At 44.1% G+C, this 13,787-nt stretch carries 16 protein-coding genes and 1 tRNA gene; 13 read left to right on the top strand and 4 right to left on the bottom strand.

Translation table 11 applies throughout. The annotated features are described in order from the left end of the window. Positions 1-8 precede the first annotated feature (8 nt). The 9 genes from ACLI08_RS04655 to ACLI08_RS04615 are packed head-to-tail and all read left to right on the top strand — an operon-like array spanning position 9 to position 7,571. Positions 9-608, top strand: a complete 600-nt coding sequence (locus tag ACLI08_RS04655; RefSeq protein WP_411427291.1) for a hypothetical protein — start codon at positions 9-11, stop codon at positions 606-608. 34 nt (positions 609-642) lie between these two features. Beyond that, positions 643-1,089 carry a hypothetical protein gene (locus ACLI08_RS04650; RefSeq protein ID WP_411427290.1) on the top strand — a complete coding sequence of 149 codons (447 nt, stop codon included), beginning with the start codon at positions 643-645 and terminating at the stop codon, positions 1,087-1,089. 2 nt (positions 1,090-1,091) lie between these two features. After that, a complete protein-coding gene (locus ACLI08_RS04645; RefSeq protein ID WP_411427289.1) occupies positions 1,092-2,252 on the top strand; it encodes a hypothetical protein in 1,161 nt (386 codons plus the stop codon). Further along, complete coding sequence (locus ACLI08_RS04640) at positions 2,224-2,730, top strand: hypothetical protein (RefSeq protein ID WP_411427288.1); 507 nt, start codon at positions 2,224-2,226, stop codon at positions 2,728-2,730. Before ACLI08_RS04645 ends, ACLI08_RS04640 begins: the two co-directional genes overlap by 29 nt. Beyond that, positions 2,730-4,103 (top strand): hypothetical protein, encoded by a 1,374-nt coding sequence (locus tag ACLI08_RS04635; protein WP_411427287.1) that lies wholly within the window; start codon positions 2,730-2,732, stop codon positions 4,101-4,103. Before ACLI08_RS04640 ends, ACLI08_RS04635 begins: the two co-directional genes overlap by 1 nt. A gap of 2 nt (positions 4,104-4,105) precedes the next feature. After that, positions 4,106-5,971 (top strand): BspA family leucine-rich repeat surface protein, encoded by a 1,866-nt coding sequence (locus ACLI08_RS04630; RefSeq protein WP_411427286.1) that lies wholly within the window; start codon positions 4,106-4,108, stop codon positions 5,969-5,971. A 27-nt stretch (positions 5,972-5,998) separates the two neighbouring features. After that, a complete protein-coding gene (locus ACLI08_RS04625) occupies positions 5,999-6,433 on the top strand; it encodes a phage holin family protein (RefSeq protein ID WP_411427285.1) in 435 nt (144 codons plus the stop codon). Between the two features lie 2 nt (positions 6,434-6,435). Continuing rightward, a complete protein-coding gene (locus ACLI08_RS04620; RefSeq protein WP_411427284.1) occupies positions 6,436-6,939 on the top strand; it encodes a glycoside hydrolase family 73 protein in 504 nt (167 codons plus the stop codon). Further along, positions 6,936-7,571, top strand: coding sequence for a hypothetical protein (locus ACLI08_RS04615; RefSeq protein ID WP_411427283.1), 636 nt, complete (start codon positions 6,936-6,938; stop codon positions 7,569-7,571). The genes ACLI08_RS04620 and ACLI08_RS04615 overlap by 4 nt, the downstream gene beginning before the upstream one ends. Positions 7,572-7,578: 7 nt before the next feature. Here the strand turns inward: ACLI08_RS04615 and ACLI08_RS04610 are convergent, their stop codons facing one another. After that, entirely contained in the window at positions 7,579-7,764 is a 186-nt protein-coding gene (locus ACLI08_RS04610) for a hypothetical protein (RefSeq protein ID WP_411427282.1), read from the bottom strand. A 128-nt stretch (positions 7,765-7,892) separates the two neighbouring features. On the opposite strand from ACLI08_RS04610, the gene ACLI08_RS04605 reads away from it, so the two are divergent. Beyond that, positions 7,893-8,894, top strand: a complete 1,002-nt coding sequence (locus ACLI08_RS04605; RefSeq protein WP_411427281.1) for an acyltransferase family protein — start codon at positions 7,893-7,895, stop codon at positions 8,892-8,894. Between the two features lie 231 nt (positions 8,895-9,125). Here ACLI08_RS04605 and ACLI08_RS04600 read toward each other — a convergent pair whose 3' ends face one another. Beyond that, complete coding sequence (locus tag ACLI08_RS04600; RefSeq protein ID WP_411427280.1) at positions 9,126-10,418, bottom strand: aminopeptidase P N-terminal domain-containing protein; 1,293 nt, start codon at positions 10,416-10,418, stop codon at positions 9,126-9,128. Positions 10,419-10,538: 120 nt separating this feature from the next. On the opposite strand from ACLI08_RS04600, the gene ACLI08_RS04595 reads away from it, so the two are divergent. Genes ACLI08_RS04595 through recO form a run of 3 tightly spaced genes read left to right on the top strand, consistent with a single transcriptional unit; the run spans position 10,539 to position 11,904 of the window. Further along, the gene (locus tag ACLI08_RS04595; RefSeq protein WP_411427279.1) at positions 10,539-10,832 is read left to right on the top strand and encodes a type II toxin-antitoxin system HigB family toxin; all 294 of its coding nucleotides are present in this window, start codon (positions 10,539-10,541) and stop codon (positions 10,830-10,832) included. Positions 10,833-10,834: 2 nt separating this feature from the next. Continuing rightward, on the top strand, positions 10,835-11,191 hold the full coding sequence (locus ACLI08_RS04590; RefSeq protein ID WP_411427278.1) for a helix-turn-helix domain-containing protein: 357 nt from the start codon (positions 10,835-10,837) through the stop codon (positions 11,189-11,191). Positions 11,192-11,193: 2 nt separating this feature from the next. Beyond that, complete coding sequence (gene recO / locus ACLI08_RS04585; RefSeq protein WP_411427277.1) at positions 11,194-11,904, top strand: DNA repair protein RecO; 711 nt, start codon at positions 11,194-11,196, stop codon at positions 11,902-11,904. Between the two features lie 218 nt (positions 11,905-12,122). Here the strand turns inward: recO and ACLI08_RS04580 are convergent. Both ACLI08_RS04580 and rseP read right to left on the bottom strand, forming a co-directional pair. Further along, a tRNA-Asn gene (locus ACLI08_RS04580) sits at positions 12,123-12,196 on the bottom strand. A 128-nt stretch (positions 12,197-12,324) separates the two neighbouring features. Beyond that, on the bottom strand, positions 12,325-13,659 hold the full coding sequence (gene rseP / locus ACLI08_RS04575; RefSeq protein WP_411427276.1) for an RIP metalloprotease RseP: 1,335 nt from the start codon (positions 13,657-13,659) through the stop codon (positions 12,325-12,327). Between the last annotated feature and the right edge of the window lie 128 nt (positions 13,660-13,787).

Genomic DNA, 13,787 nt, shown 5'->3' with positions numbered 1-13,787 from the left:
AACAACAAATGTCTGATTGCACAAGCACACTATTACACGATATCAACTTTGATTGCGTAAACAGCCCCATTGGCGGCATTGAGCAAAACATCCTCATAATCAAGAAAAAAGACATAACCGGTGCCACTTACAGCACTACTAACCCGCTGGTGGTAACCGCACTACAATTAGCCACAGGCGCATCGGTATGCAGGCTGCAAGGCATAAAGCAGGCTAACGGCAAGGCGTGGGAACTCGTTAAAAAAGAGAACGCGCCAGACAAGTACAAGCACACCTTTAGCGGGGTGATTTTTAACCCCGGCGCGGCTAACAAACAAAGTGCCGCCACACTGGCACAAGGAGACAAGTACGTTATTGTGGTAGAGCAAATGTGGAAAGGTACCGGTAGTGCCGACGCGTTTGAAATCCTGGGGCTGGCATCGGGCTTAGAAATGAGCACCATGACAAACAGCAGCAAGGAAAACGACAACATGATTATGTTTGAAATGGCCAGCGTAGACGGTTTTGAAGAGCCTACACCACCACGAAACCTGCTCCTTACCACGGGCTACAGTGCTACAAAAGAGTACTTTGATACCAAGCTTGATACCGAAGAGTCGGCAGGCTAAAACAAATATCCAAACCTACATGGATTTTAAAAACATGGATATCGCCACCCTTACCCGCGGAGTTTCGGGTAAGGGCGAGCGGTACCTTGAGGTGTTCCTCAGGGCGTATACCGCTATTTTCCCGGGGCCGCTAAACCCGCAGTGCCCACGGTGCTTAAACCAATATTTGCAGCAGTACAAAAACTATATTACAACCATGGAAACCACCTGCAGGTACCGCTTACACGAATGCTACGAAAACATTCCGCTTCAGGAAGGATCTGATATACTTATAAACAACCAAAACCTTACCGATGCCTACGCCCTTATACTGCTGAACCAGCCTAACGGGGTGCGGTATTTTGCCGAAATGCCCCAGCCCGGCAATGCCCCGGTGGCTGATAATACTAACCCCCCAGCCGATGTGCCACACCCCGCACATGTAAATGAAGATACGCAGTTGCTGGGCGAATCAGAAGATTTAGAACCAAACCAGCCCTAACCATGAAAACGCTTTTTGTAGAGGTTTGGAAACGCCTTACCCCATGGAGCAAAAGCGCCGATGTGTATGCTAATGATGTAGACAATGCGTACCCTGAGCGCATGGACCGGCTTATAAACAACAGCGTTACCGCAAAGAGCGCCGCTGCCATAATGGTACAGTACCTGCTGGGCAAAGGCTTTGGCCCCGAGGCCGATAACAGCATAGTAAACGCATCTAAAAAGCTACGCCTTATAGATTTTGCCGATGACCTTGCCGAAGATATAGTAAAACAGCGCGGCGCGTTTATACACATTAACTACAACGCCCTGTACCAAATAGCCGATGTAAGCATACTGCCTTACGAATGGTGCCGTGTGGGCAAAAAAGATAGTACCGATTATGCCGGAAAGATAGCCGTGTGCAAAGAATGGTTTAACCCAAAACGCAGCGGTATAACGCTTATAGACGTGTACAACCCCCGCAAAGCGGTAATCGACGCGCAAGTAGAAGCTGCCGGAGGATGGGAACACTACAAAGGCCAGGTGCTGTTTATAAACATGGATACCAAGCTGATTTATCCGCTAAGCCGCATAGATTCGGTTGCCGAAGATTGCGACAGCGAGGCACAGGCGGGTATTTATAAAAACAGGCTGCTGCGCCGTGGCTTTTTTGGCAATACGCTGGTGGTAACGCGTCCGCTTATAAGCGGTGGGCTGGAACCCGCAAGCACCGCCTACCGGGAAGCCGAGAACGAACGCGAGGCGTTTCAGAAAGCGATTAAAGACAGCCTTGGCGCAGATAATACCGGCGGGGTGCTGTGCCTAGAAATGGATTTTGCCGGAGAAAAACTAGAAGACGCCATTTTAATAAAACAGATAGAAAGCAAAATAGATGACGAGCTGTTTAACTATACCGAAAGCAGCGTGCGCGAAAACATACTGGTGGCGTTTAACAACCTGCCATCGGGTTTGGTAAAAACGAATGACAGTGCGCTGTTTGGCAACAGTGGCGAGGCCATACGCGAAATGAAACGTACCTACTGGGAAAACACCTCTAAAGAACGTGCCCTGCTTACGGCTACCCTAAACCGCATTTTGGCACAAATGCCCGATTACAAAAACCTGATTGTAGAACCCATAAAACTGATAGACGATGGAGTACCAGCCCCTGATAACCCGTGAGGACATAGCCCGCTACAAGCAACTCTCTAAATCGGCTTACGACGACAAGCTGAAGGAACAAATACTGGATGCCCAGTTGCTGGATCTGCAACCGCTCATTGGCGAAAGCCTGTACAAAAAAATTACTGAAAATCCGCAAGGCAATGCCTCCCTGCTGGATTACGGCACCTACACGCATGATGGCATAGAGTATATTAACTACGGGCTAAAAATGGTGCTTGCGTACTTTGCCTATGCGCGTTATGTGTACTTTGGGTCGTACATAGATACCGCGTTTAGCATGGTAGAAAAGCTTAACGACAACAGCCGCCCGGCTGATGCTTTGGCCAAAAAAAACATTTATGCCCAAAACCGGGATGCAGCCATGCAGCTTTGGGGCAATGTAAAAAATTACCTTACACGCACTGCCCACCCCGATTACAAGCCATGTGGGCACCGCGCCCCGGGCAAAGGATTTCATATTAAAAAACTAGGCTAATGCACGTAATACGCACCGTAAACAGTAAACGGTTTTCTTTAAACGGCATAGAATACCTTAAAAACTATATAACCCATGTTTCGGGTAACCAGCTCGAAATTTTTAACTGCTATGACCGCGCCGATGTGCTGCTGCCGCTAACGCACTACAACCAGTTTATGGTAAATGGTTCGGTATACAACTCCGCATCGCAATTACAATCGGCACTGGCCGATGTGTTATATGTGCGCACTACCCTGGGCGCAGTAGCAGCAGACATAAACCAGGATAATATAGACCTGGTGCGCAGGCTTACCATTAGTGCATTCAGCATGGCTAACGTGCTGAATGCCATAAATAACGGACCCGCGTTTACCGTAAACGAAAAGCAGAGTGTGTGGTTTGCCATTAGTGTGATTCCAAGTAGTAGAAGAGGTACAAAAAGCATCTATAAATACAAGATGACCGGGCTGGGCAAAGGCGATTACGGCGCACCAAACGGAAGTAATAGTCCCACACCCCTTACTGCGGCTAACCTGGAGCTGGTGTATTACAGCGTGCTGGACAGCGACCTGATTTATCAGGCACCCTCTACCATAAACATTAACCTGGGCACTATAAACCTGCCGCTCATTTCATCGGTTATTAACCAGCGGCCTGTAAATGCACCGCTGAGTTTCGACTCGATTACCGAACGCTTTACCGTTCTGGAGGCTACATATAACGGGGCTGTACAGCGCAGGCTTTGGGTGGGCGGCACGGGTAAGTATGGCCAAGGCGCACAGCAAGTTACCGAAGATGACCTTGAAGTGATCCCGGAGCCTGTTGCCACTCCTTCCGTACCCACCTATACCCAAGTGTTAAATGCTGGGCCGCTTAGTAATGCGTATGCCATACATTACGGCAGCCTGAACCAAAACACAACCGGCTACGGAACCGACATTAAATACAGTAATCCGGATGGAAACAGCATTATTGTGGAGTTTGAAGACCCGGTGGCAACGGTAAAGCGTATTGTCCCCACAGGTGCGGCAGACGATTACTTTGCCCTGCGCAGCGAAGTAAATAAGCCTGTAAAACAGATTAACGACGAAGACCCAAATGTAGTAAACGGCGTTTATGCCCTTACAGTGGCAGACACTAATTACTGGCTGTCGTTTAACAATACCATTGCCCTAACGGTTCATATTCCGGAAGAGGTGTTTTCAGCCGGCACACTTATAGAGGGCGACGCCAGCGGAACAGCGCAGGTCAGCTTTACGGCGGCACCAAATGTAACGTTGCAGCAGCCAACCGGAGAGCTGGCCCGTACTGCCGGGCAATACAGTGTGTTTGGCATTAAGTTTAGAAGTGCATCAGAGGCATTATTATTTGGACGACTGGAATTGATATAGATATGGGAGCAACGGCTATTAAATACGCATCGGTAAAGCCTTTTAGTGCTTTTATTTCCGATTGGGACACTACACTTATCAGTACAGGAAGTAGTGCATCAAACCAGGTAACGCTTCCATTGTACGAAGGCGGCATATATGATTTTTCAGTTTCATGGGGAGACGGCACCTCATCCCGGATACGCTCGTTTAACGCACCCGATATCACCCATACCTACGCTGCAGGTGGTGTGTATCGTATTACCATAAAAGGCATTATTAACGGCTTCAGGTTTAATTATACCGGCGACAGGCTTAAGATTAAGTCGGTTAATCAATGGGGATGTTTCAGGCCCGGCAACCTGGGGTATGTTTTTTATGGATGCAGCAATCTCAACCTCGCTACGGTTACAGACGTGCCGAATTTAAAAGGTGTTACTACCCTGGCATATATGTTTGCACAATGCAGCAGCATCAGCCGCATTAACCGTATAGAGGAGTGGGATATCTCTGAAGTTACTGATTTAAGTTCGCTCTTTTGGCAGGTAACACAATTTAATCAGTCGGTTAACAACTGGGATACCTCAAAGGTTACTGATATGAGTTTTACGTTTCAGGAGGCGACGGCGTTTAACCAACCCCTGAACAACTGGGATGTGAGTTCGTGTACGTCATTGTACCAAACCTTTTACGGATGCAGTGCCTTTAACCAAAACATCGACAACTGGAATGTGAGTAACGTAAAAAATATGCGGGGTACATTTTTTAATGCCTCGTCTTACAACCAACCGCTAAACAGTTGGAATACCGAAAACGTAACCACCATGAGGAGCATGTTTAATGGGGCAACTGTATTTAACCAGCCTTTAAACAACTGGAATACAGGAAAGGTTACGAGTATGAGGCAAACTTTTTATGACTGCGTTGTATTTAACAATAATATTTCAAACTGGGACACTAATAATGTTGAAGAAATGAACAGTATGTTCAGTGGTAACTTTACTTTTAATCAGAATCTAGAGAGCTGGGATGTATCAAAAGTGATTACAATGCAATCTATGTTTTATAGAGCCTCAAACTTCAACCAATCCTTATATAACTGGGATACTTCCTCGGTTACAGATATGGCGCAAATGTTCTGCAGGGCATATAAATTTAACCAGCCGCTGGGCAACTGGAATACTTCAAATGTTACTAATATGTTTAACATGTTCCGCGGGGCTTCTGACGGTAACCAAATGGCATTCAACCAAAATATAAACAGCTGGGATGTAAGTAAGGTAACAAACTTCGGCTATATGTTTAATTACAATAACGTATTTAACACTCCGCTAAACAACTGGAATACGGCTTCAGCCACTAATATAAGTGGTATGTTCCGCGGATTTTCATCTGCTTCTTCAACTTCCTTTAACCAGGACATAAGTACATGGAACGTATCAAATGTAACCGACTTCTCTTATATGTTTAGCTTTAACAATAAATTTAACCAACCGCTAAATAACTGGAACATGTCGGCTGCAAGTATATTAACAGCCATGTTTCAAAGTGCTGTAGCGTTTAACCAGCCATTAAGCAACTGGAATACCGCTCAAACAACACGCATAGACGGTATGTTTCAGTCCGCCACAGCCTTTAACCAAAACATAAGCAGCTGGAATATCACAAACGTAATCGCGCTGGATAACTTTATGATAGGGAAATCCGCTACCAATTTTTCCAAACAAAATTACGACGCGCTGTTAAACAGCTGGGCTTCGCAAAATGTAAAAACAGGGCTTAAACCACACTTCGGATCCATAAAATATACGGCGGCAGCACAGGCTGCCCGAAATTCGTTAATCCAGAATAAGGGCTGGACCATTACCGACGGAGGCATTACAACTTAAAGAATATTTGCCTAAAATATTCGCATTGTGAAAACATTTCAATACCTGGCAGGATCGTTACTATCGTTTTTAGTACCGCTGCACGGGCTTCTTATAGCCGTAGGATGCGCCGTTGCGCTGGATACCTTTACCGGCATTTTTAAATCGGTTAAACTGCGTGGATGGAGATCCATACAAAGCCGTAAACTGTCTGACGTTGCAGCTAAGGTACTGCTGTATAATACGGCGGTACTATCCGTGTATGTTATGGATCATTTCCTGCTGTCGGCATTTTTTAAGAACTGGTTCTCTGCCGATTATTTTTTCACCAAAATAATTTCACTGGCGCTGGTGGTTATAGAACTTACCTCCGTAAAGGAAAACTTTGAGGCCGCCTACAAAAAAGACCTCTGGAAATTACTTAAAAGCATTGTGAGCCGTACCCGCGAAATCAGCTCTGATATTTCTGATTTAACGCACTAACTATGCCACCTTCAGAATTTATAAAAAAATACCTGCCTCATGCCAAAGCTACCGAAGCTAAAACCGGCATCAGCGCCGTAGCAATATTAGCCCAAGCCGCACTGGAAAGCGGCTGGGGCGAAGCCGCTCCCGGCAATGCCTTTTTTGGCGTGAAAGATACCGACGGTGTAAACGGAAACGAGCAGTTGCTTACCACTACAGAATACAGCCGCCGTGCCGACCTTAAATTCCCCCTAATAATAAGCATAACGCCTATTGTACGAAACGGGGTTAAAATGTTTCGCTATAAGGTAAAAGACTATTTCAGGAAATATAGTACCGCCGAAGAGTGCTTTACAGACCACGCGCAGTTTTTCCTGAAAAACAAACGCTACACCGAAGCACTGAGCGTAAAACACAACCCCGTAGTGTTTGCCCGCGCCATAGCCCAGGCGGGGTACGCCACCGCTCCTGATTATGCCAAAGTACTCACCGGAGTTATTAACACCATAGAAAAACTGATATGAAAACACGCACCAAAAACATTTTTATAGCAGCGCTGGTAGTGGCGCTGCTTTTTAGTACCGCCACCTGTACCACTATAAAAAGTACTGCCTATGAAAACGAACGGGCATTAACCGATACCCTTCGCTACTATACCAATGCGCTGGGAGCACAAACCGCAAGCATCAGAACTTTACAGGCCGATAAGATCCAATTAAAACAGTTGGTATTAAACAAAGACAAGGCACTGGCCACACTGGCAAAAGATTTTAGCAGGGTACATTCGGTTACAAAGTATAACACGGTTACGGTGGTAGATACCATAAACGTGCGCTATATCGACACGGTTCCTTGCACATTTCAACGCGAGGGTGTTGTAAAAAATGCGTGGTATGGGTTTAAATACAGGTCAGATCAAAACGGTATTAGCATAGACAGCCTTACATTACCCAATACAGCCATTGTAATAACAGGAACCAAACGCAAATGGTTTTTGGGCAAAGAAACCCTGGTTACAGAAGTTACCAACACTAACCCCTACCTGCGCACCACCCAACTTACCGCTGCCGAGATACCCCAACCCGTACCGGTATATAAAAAGTGGTATGTATGGCTGGCGGTGGGTGTTGCCGTAGGCTTTATTTTGGCAAAATAATAACGTGCTACCGGAAAAGTGAGAAAAACAAAAACAATACAATAAGCGCCAGCACTATATAAGCCCTAAAGGTATACAAGCGGCTGTTTCGGGTATTGTTACGCTGCCATAGACCTTTACGGCTATGCTTTACCGAAAGCAGCAGCGTAAGGAAAAAGATAATCACTAACAGGGTGAGCAGCTTGTTTATCATTAGGGCAAAAGTACGTTGGACGCTAGGAAAAACACAAATTGGGATAGCATACTTTTAATGTCAAATTTAGATAAAAATATGTTAAAACCTTTATCTTTGGATCGTCATACAATAAATAAAAATCGTTTATGAAGAAAATTAACTGGGAAATTTTAGCTCTAACCAGATTTATCTTGGCAGCAATTGTTATAGTCAACCACCTTACCGATTACACCGATGTAGGATGTTTAAATTGGTTTAAAAAGTTAGGCGCTTTTGAAGCAATTCTTGGTTTCCTTCTGATAAGCGGTTTTTCAATAGGAAAGTCTATTCAGCGTAATAAAGAAAATTATTTCCTGAGACGTATAAAGCGTATATATCCTGTTTACCTTGCCAGCATATTATTTTTAGTGGGTGTAGCGGGACTCAAAACAGATTTTTCGTCGATTATATACTTTATATTTAACCTTTTATTTCTTAATCATATTTTTACAGCAACTTCTTTTGTGGGGCCAGCATGGACGCTGGCTACAGAAGTATGGCTGTATACACTAGCACCATTTTTCTTAAAGCTAAGCCAAAAAGCACTAATAGGCATTATAGCAGGGTCGTTTGCTGCCTTCGCTATATATACTGCCGGACGCACACTTTACCACTGGCCATACTTTTCTGGCACTTCATACGGCATTAACCTTATTCTTTTGGCATTTATATGGGTTGCAGGTTTTGTACTGGCAACACATCCTGAAAGTAAGTCTATTACCAAAATTATTGCATTACTATTTGTTGGTCATATTGTGCTTTCGTTTGCAATACAAGGCGCATACAGAATAAAACATAATGAGATACAACTATTAATTAACACCGATTTACCGGAATACATACTTAAATCAATTTGTTTATTATTTAGCTACATAGTAGTTGTGCGTAATAACACCATAAAGGAACCAGGGCATGTAGCCAACAGGGTTTTCAACTTCTTAGGTAACATATCGTATCCTTTGTACCTTACCCACATTACGTCTTATGAGCTCATGGTTAAATACTTTCATATTAATAACAGGTTTGCACTCATTTTAGCTTCAATTCTAATTTCATCCATAGTGTATTATATATTCGATTTTTACACAAAAAAACGAACTGTTGCTTAATGTTTGTTAGCTAAAAGCCATAATAATATGCCGAGCAAAACGGACACCGAACCACCCGTAAAATAGTGATTAAATAAACGACTACTTTATAAATACAAAAAAGCAGGAATCCGTTAGGGTTCCTGCTTTTTTTGTTTTAAGCGAGATTGCTTCGTGATACCGCCTCTCAATGAGTGCGCGATGACGTTTAGACTTTCGACTTTATGACTTTTGACTTTATGACTTTATAGCCTAACTATTCATAATCGTTTCTATCTCGTCAGCCTCAATAGGAATATTTCGCATCAGGTTAAATGGTTCGCCGCTTTGCTGTACCACAACATCATCTTCCAGGCGGATACCAAAACCTTCCTGCGGAATGTATATACCCGGTTCTACGGTAAATACCATGTTGGCTTCCATCGGCTGGTACAGTAATCCGTAATCGTGCGTATCAAGCCCCATGTGGTGGCTGGTACCGTGCATAAAGTATTTTTTGTATGCAGGCCATGCCGGGTCTTCGTTTTGTACATCGGCTTTATCAAGCAGGCCAAGGCCCAGGAGTTCGCCTGTCATTATTTTGCCCACCTCTACGTGGTACTCTTTCCACAGCGTGCCCGGTGTAAGGAGTTTTGTAGCTTCGTTTTTTACGCGCAACACCGCGTCGTACACCTGGCGCTGGCGTGGTGTAAAACGCCCGTTAACCGGAATGGTACGGGTAAGGTCGCTGCTGTAGTTAGCGTATTCGGCAGCAATGTCAAACAATATAAGGTCGCCATCGTGGCACTGCTTATTGTTTTCTATGTAGTGCAGCACGTTTGCATTATTACCACTGGCAATAATAGGCGTATACGCAAATCCCTTACTACGGTTGCGAATAAATTCGTGTATCAGCTCTGCCTCCAGTTCGTACTCCCACACACCCGGCTTGGTAAAGCCCAGGATACGGCGGAAACCTTTCTCGGTAATATTACACGCGGTTTGGATAAGGTCCAGTTCCTCCTGTTCTTTTATAGAACGCAGGCGTTGCAGTATAGGGTTGCTTTTAGCCACCTGGTGTGCAGGGTATTTTTCTTTCCACCATTTTATAAAACGCGCCTCACGGGTTTCGGTTTCCACGGCAGAGCGGTAGTGCTCGTTCGTGTTTATGTAAATCGTATCGCAATACGTCATGATTTCGAAAAGCGTTTTTTCAAAATCCTTAAGCCATACAATGTTTTTAATGCCGCTTACTTCGGTAGCGCGTTCTTTGGTCAGCTTTTCGCCTTCCCATACGGCTATATGTTCGTTGGTTTCGCGAAGGAAAAGTATTTCGCGCAGGTGCTCATAAGGAGCGTCGGGGCACAGTAAAAGGATAGACTCCTCCTGGTCGGCACCGCTCAGGTAAAAAATATCGCGGTGCTGGGCAAAGGGCAGGGTGCTGTCTGCACTTACCGGGTAAATATCGTTAGAATTGAATACGGCAACGCTTTTCGGCTTCATTTCGTCCATAAACTTTTTACGGTTTTTAATGAAAAGGCTGCTGGGTATTTGATGGTATTTCATGATAATAATTTTATTATGATACCAAAGGTAGGGAGAAATGAGGGACTGCAATAAATAAATTAATTGAAAATATTTCCCAAAACGGGAACTTTTTATACCTTTGTTTAAACCAACAAGATAGTGAGAGTTATAGCGATAAAAATATTACGAGATTTCTGGACCCTGCATGCCGATTGCGAACAACAACTGAAAGCATGGTACAAAGAAGCTGAAAAAGCTGCATGGAATAGCCCGGCAGATATTAAAAAAGAATATCCGGGAGCAAGCATATTGGAGGACAACAGAGTAGTTTTTAATATTAAGGGCAACAACTACAGGCTTATTGTAAAGATAAACTACAATCACAAAATGGTGTGGATACGTTTTATAGGTACCCATGCAGAATATGATAAAATTAATGCTAATACCATATAAAAATGAACATCAAACCTATAAAAACAGAAGAGGATTACAATGCAGCATTAGAAAGGCTTGAGGTTATTTTTAATGCAGTACCCGGCACACCCGAAAGTGATGAGCTGGAAATATTAGGTATATTAATTGAACAATTTGAAAAAGAGCATTATCCTATAGATTTACCAGACCCTATTGAGGCTATTAAATTCCGTATGGAACAAATGGGGTATACACAAAGTGATTTGGCCGAAATCATCGGTCAGAAAAGCCGTGCCAGCGAGATACTGAACCGTAAACGGAAACTTTCCCTTGAAATGATTCGCCAGATAAGCAATAAGCTGCACATACCTACAGATGTATTAGTTCAGGTTTATTAAAAATGCTCATAAAAACCCGCGCCATAGTAATCAGTGCCCTACGCTATCAGGAAAAAAGCCTGGTGGTAAAATGCTACACGCAGAGCAGCGGCCTTAAAACGTACTATGTACGCGACGCTTTTGGCACCAAGAAAAGCACCCAGAAGAACATTTATTTCCGCCCGCTGAACCTGCTGGAAATAGAAGCCTCACACAAAGACAAAGGCACTATGGAGTACTTTAAGGAAGTACGCCTGGCGCACCCCTACCACACCCTGAATACCGATATTGTAAAAACCACCATAGTGCTGTTTGTAAGCGAAATGCTGCACCACTGCATAAAGGAGGAAGAACAAAACGAAAGCCTGTACGCGTTTCTGGAAACGGCACTGCTGTGGCTGGACAGCCATGAGGGCACGACCAACTTTCACCTGGTGCTGCTTATGGAGCTTACCAAGTTCCTGGGCTTTTACCCTAACGATGCGGATAACCTGCCGTATTTTGAAATGACCGAAGGCGTATTTATGCCCTACCACGGCATTACGTGCCTTACCCTGGAAGATACCGCCCTGCTGCGCCGCCTTATGTCGCTAAAGCTGGATGATAGCGCTAAGGCGTTCTACGTTACCGAACGGCAGGCACTACTGCGCATTCTGCTGGATTACTATGCGTTTCATATGGAGGGTTTCCGCAGGCCAAAATCGCTGGACGTGCTACGGGAGGTGTTTAGCTGAAAAATAAACATTCAGGTAAAAGATACTGAATTATATCAAAAACCCATATAAAACAAAAAAGCCAGTCTTGCGACTGGCTTTAAAAGCTCCCCCTCTTGGGCTCGAACCAACCCCGATAGCTATCGGGGCTCTGATTAACAGTCAGATGCTCTAACCTAACAGGAACTCTTAAAACCCTTATAAAATAAAAAAGCCAGTCTTACGACTGGCTTTAAAAGCTCCCCCTCTTGGGCTCGAACCAAGGACCCTCTGATTAACAGTCAGATGCTCTAACCAACTGAGCTAAGGAGGAAACTGTATATTGTAAAAGTTATTTAAAACTTATCTTTTCTTTAAGAACGTTGGCGTTAGTGTTTCGCCTTTATTGCGGTGCAAAGATACACCCATTTTTAAATTCTCCAAACAAAAATATCAAAAATTTTAAAAGAATTTTTTGCTCACTAGTGCCCATATATCCTTACCCATAACTAACACCATGAGACTAAGCAAAATAACCATCCCCACTGTTTGTACCACACCCGCAGCTTTATCTGAAAGTTTTTTTCCGGTTATCATTTCGGCTATGGTAAAAATGGCATGCCCCCCGTCTAGCCCCGGTATTGGGAGGATATTCATAAACGCAAGGCCTATAGAAAACAGTGCCGTAAACTTCCAGAAAAACACCCAGTCCCATGTTGTAGGCATTTTACTGGCTATACCCACTACACTTGTTACCTGTGTGTAGGCACCGGTACTTGGGCGCAGTATTAGTTTAAACTGTTTTATATTATACACAATAAGGCTGTACGATTCTTCTACCGCAGCAGGTATCGCTTGGAACACGCTAAACTTCTCACTTACTTCAAAGTCTTTGCTGTGCGGCATTTTTTGTACTATACCCAGTGTAGCCGTACTGTCTACCGGCATAGTTATATTCATAGGCGTGGTACCACGCTTTATGTTTAGTGTAAGTTTACCTTTGCGGTGTGCATAGGCCTCCTCGCTTACCTGCGACAGGTAACGTAGCGGCTTACCTTCTACCCCCACAAGGCTATCGCCCACTTTAAGTCCAGATGCCTTAGCCGTACCCTTAGGAGACAGGCTGTCTATAACGCTTACATTTGTATACGGGTGTATAAAATCCTTACCCTCTTTTTCAAGTATTGCCTTTATGTTTTCATCGGTCAGGTGAATGTTTACCTTTTCGGCTCCGCGTTGTACAGTTACATTTTCGCCTAAAAGCACATCCAGCAGCATACGGTCAAACCTTGGCTGGTATTTACCATCTACACTAACTATGCGGTCGCCATCTTTAAAACCGGCTTTTTTACCCACTTCGCCAAAGGCAAGGCCTTTTTCCTGTACTGCATCGGTACTCATGTACTGTTTACCCACCGTAGCATACAATATGGTAAAAATAAACCACGCCAGCAGTATATTTACAATAATACCCCCCATCATAATAATAAGGCGCTGCCAGGCCGGCTTAGCCCTAAACTCCCACGGTTGCGGTTCGCTTTTCATTTGCTCCGTATCCATGCTTTCGTCTATCATACCGCTAAGCTTTACGTAGCCACCCAGCGGAAGCCACCCAATGCCCCATTCGGTTTCGCCTATTTTCTTTTTTATAAGAGAGAACCCCCAGTCCATAAAAAGGTAAAACTTTTCTACCCTTACCTTAAACATTTTGGCGGTTATGTAGTGCCCAAATTCGTGCAGAATTACAAGTATAGAAAGCATTAAAACCAGCTGGGCAATCTGAATCAGTGTATCCATTTAGTTGATTTAAAAAAGTATATATAAACGCACAAAAATAGTGTTTTCTGATTTACGCAGGGCTAAATAATTACACCGTTATCGTATTTAAAAGTTTGTTAATAATGACAAATGCAATTCATAATTCG

It is taken from the genome of Flavobacterium sp. RNTU_13, assembly GCF_046614455.1.
GTDB lineage: Bacteria > Bacteroidota > Bacteroidia > Flavobacteriales > Flavobacteriaceae > Flavobacterium.
The sequence above is the reverse complement of the archived record's forward strand: the minus strand, read 5'-3'. Positions and strand labels throughout refer to the sequence as shown.

Excerpts from the sequence above, each read along its gene's own strand:
- ACLI08_RS04655 (WP_411427291.1), top strand. The coding sequence starts at position 9 with ATGTCTGATTGCACAAGCACACTATTACACGATATCAACTTTGATTGC.
- ACLI08_RS04650 (WP_411427290.1), top strand. The coding sequence starts at position 643 with ATGGATATCGCCACCCTTACCCGCGGAGTTTCGGGTAAGGGCGAGCGG.
- ACLI08_RS04645 (WP_411427289.1), top strand. The coding sequence starts at position 1,092 with ATGAAAACGCTTTTTGTAGAGGTTTGGAAACGCCTTACCCCATGGAGC.
- ACLI08_RS04640 (WP_411427288.1), top strand. The coding sequence starts at position 2,224 with ATGGAGTACCAGCCCCTGATAACCCGTGAGGACATAGCCCGCTACAAG.
- ACLI08_RS04635 (WP_411427287.1), top strand. The coding sequence starts at position 2,730 with ATGCACGTAATACGCACCGTAAACAGTAAACGGTTTTCTTTAAACGGC.
- ACLI08_RS04630 (WP_411427286.1), top strand. The coding sequence starts at position 4,106 with ATGGGAGCAACGGCTATTAAATACGCATCGGTAAAGCCTTTTAGTGCT.
- ACLI08_RS04620 (WP_411427284.1), top strand. The coding sequence starts at position 6,436 with ATGCCACCTTCAGAATTTATAAAAAAATACCTGCCTCATGCCAAAGCT.
- ACLI08_RS04615 (WP_411427283.1), top strand. The coding sequence starts at position 6,936 with ATGAAAACACGCACCAAAAACATTTTTATAGCAGCGCTGGTAGTGGCG.
- ACLI08_RS04610 (WP_411427282.1), bottom strand. The coding sequence starts at position 7,764 with ATGATAAACAAGCTGCTCACCCTGTTAGTGATTATCTTTTTCCTTACG.
- ACLI08_RS04605 (WP_411427281.1), top strand. The coding sequence starts at position 7,893 with ATGAAGAAAATTAACTGGGAAATTTTAGCTCTAACCAGATTTATCTTG.
- ACLI08_RS04600 (WP_411427280.1), bottom strand. The coding sequence starts at position 10,418 with ATGAAATACCATCAAATACCCAGCAGCCTTTTCATTAAAAACCGTAAA.
- ACLI08_RS04590 (WP_411427278.1), top strand. The coding sequence starts at position 10,835 with ATGAACATCAAACCTATAAAAACAGAAGAGGATTACAATGCAGCATTA.
- recO (WP_411427277.1), top strand. The coding sequence starts at position 11,194 with ATGCTCATAAAAACCCGCGCCATAGTAATCAGTGCCCTACGCTATCAG.
- rseP (WP_411427276.1), bottom strand. The coding sequence starts at position 13,659 with ATGGATACACTGATTCAGATTGCCCAGCTGGTTTTAATGCTTTCTATA.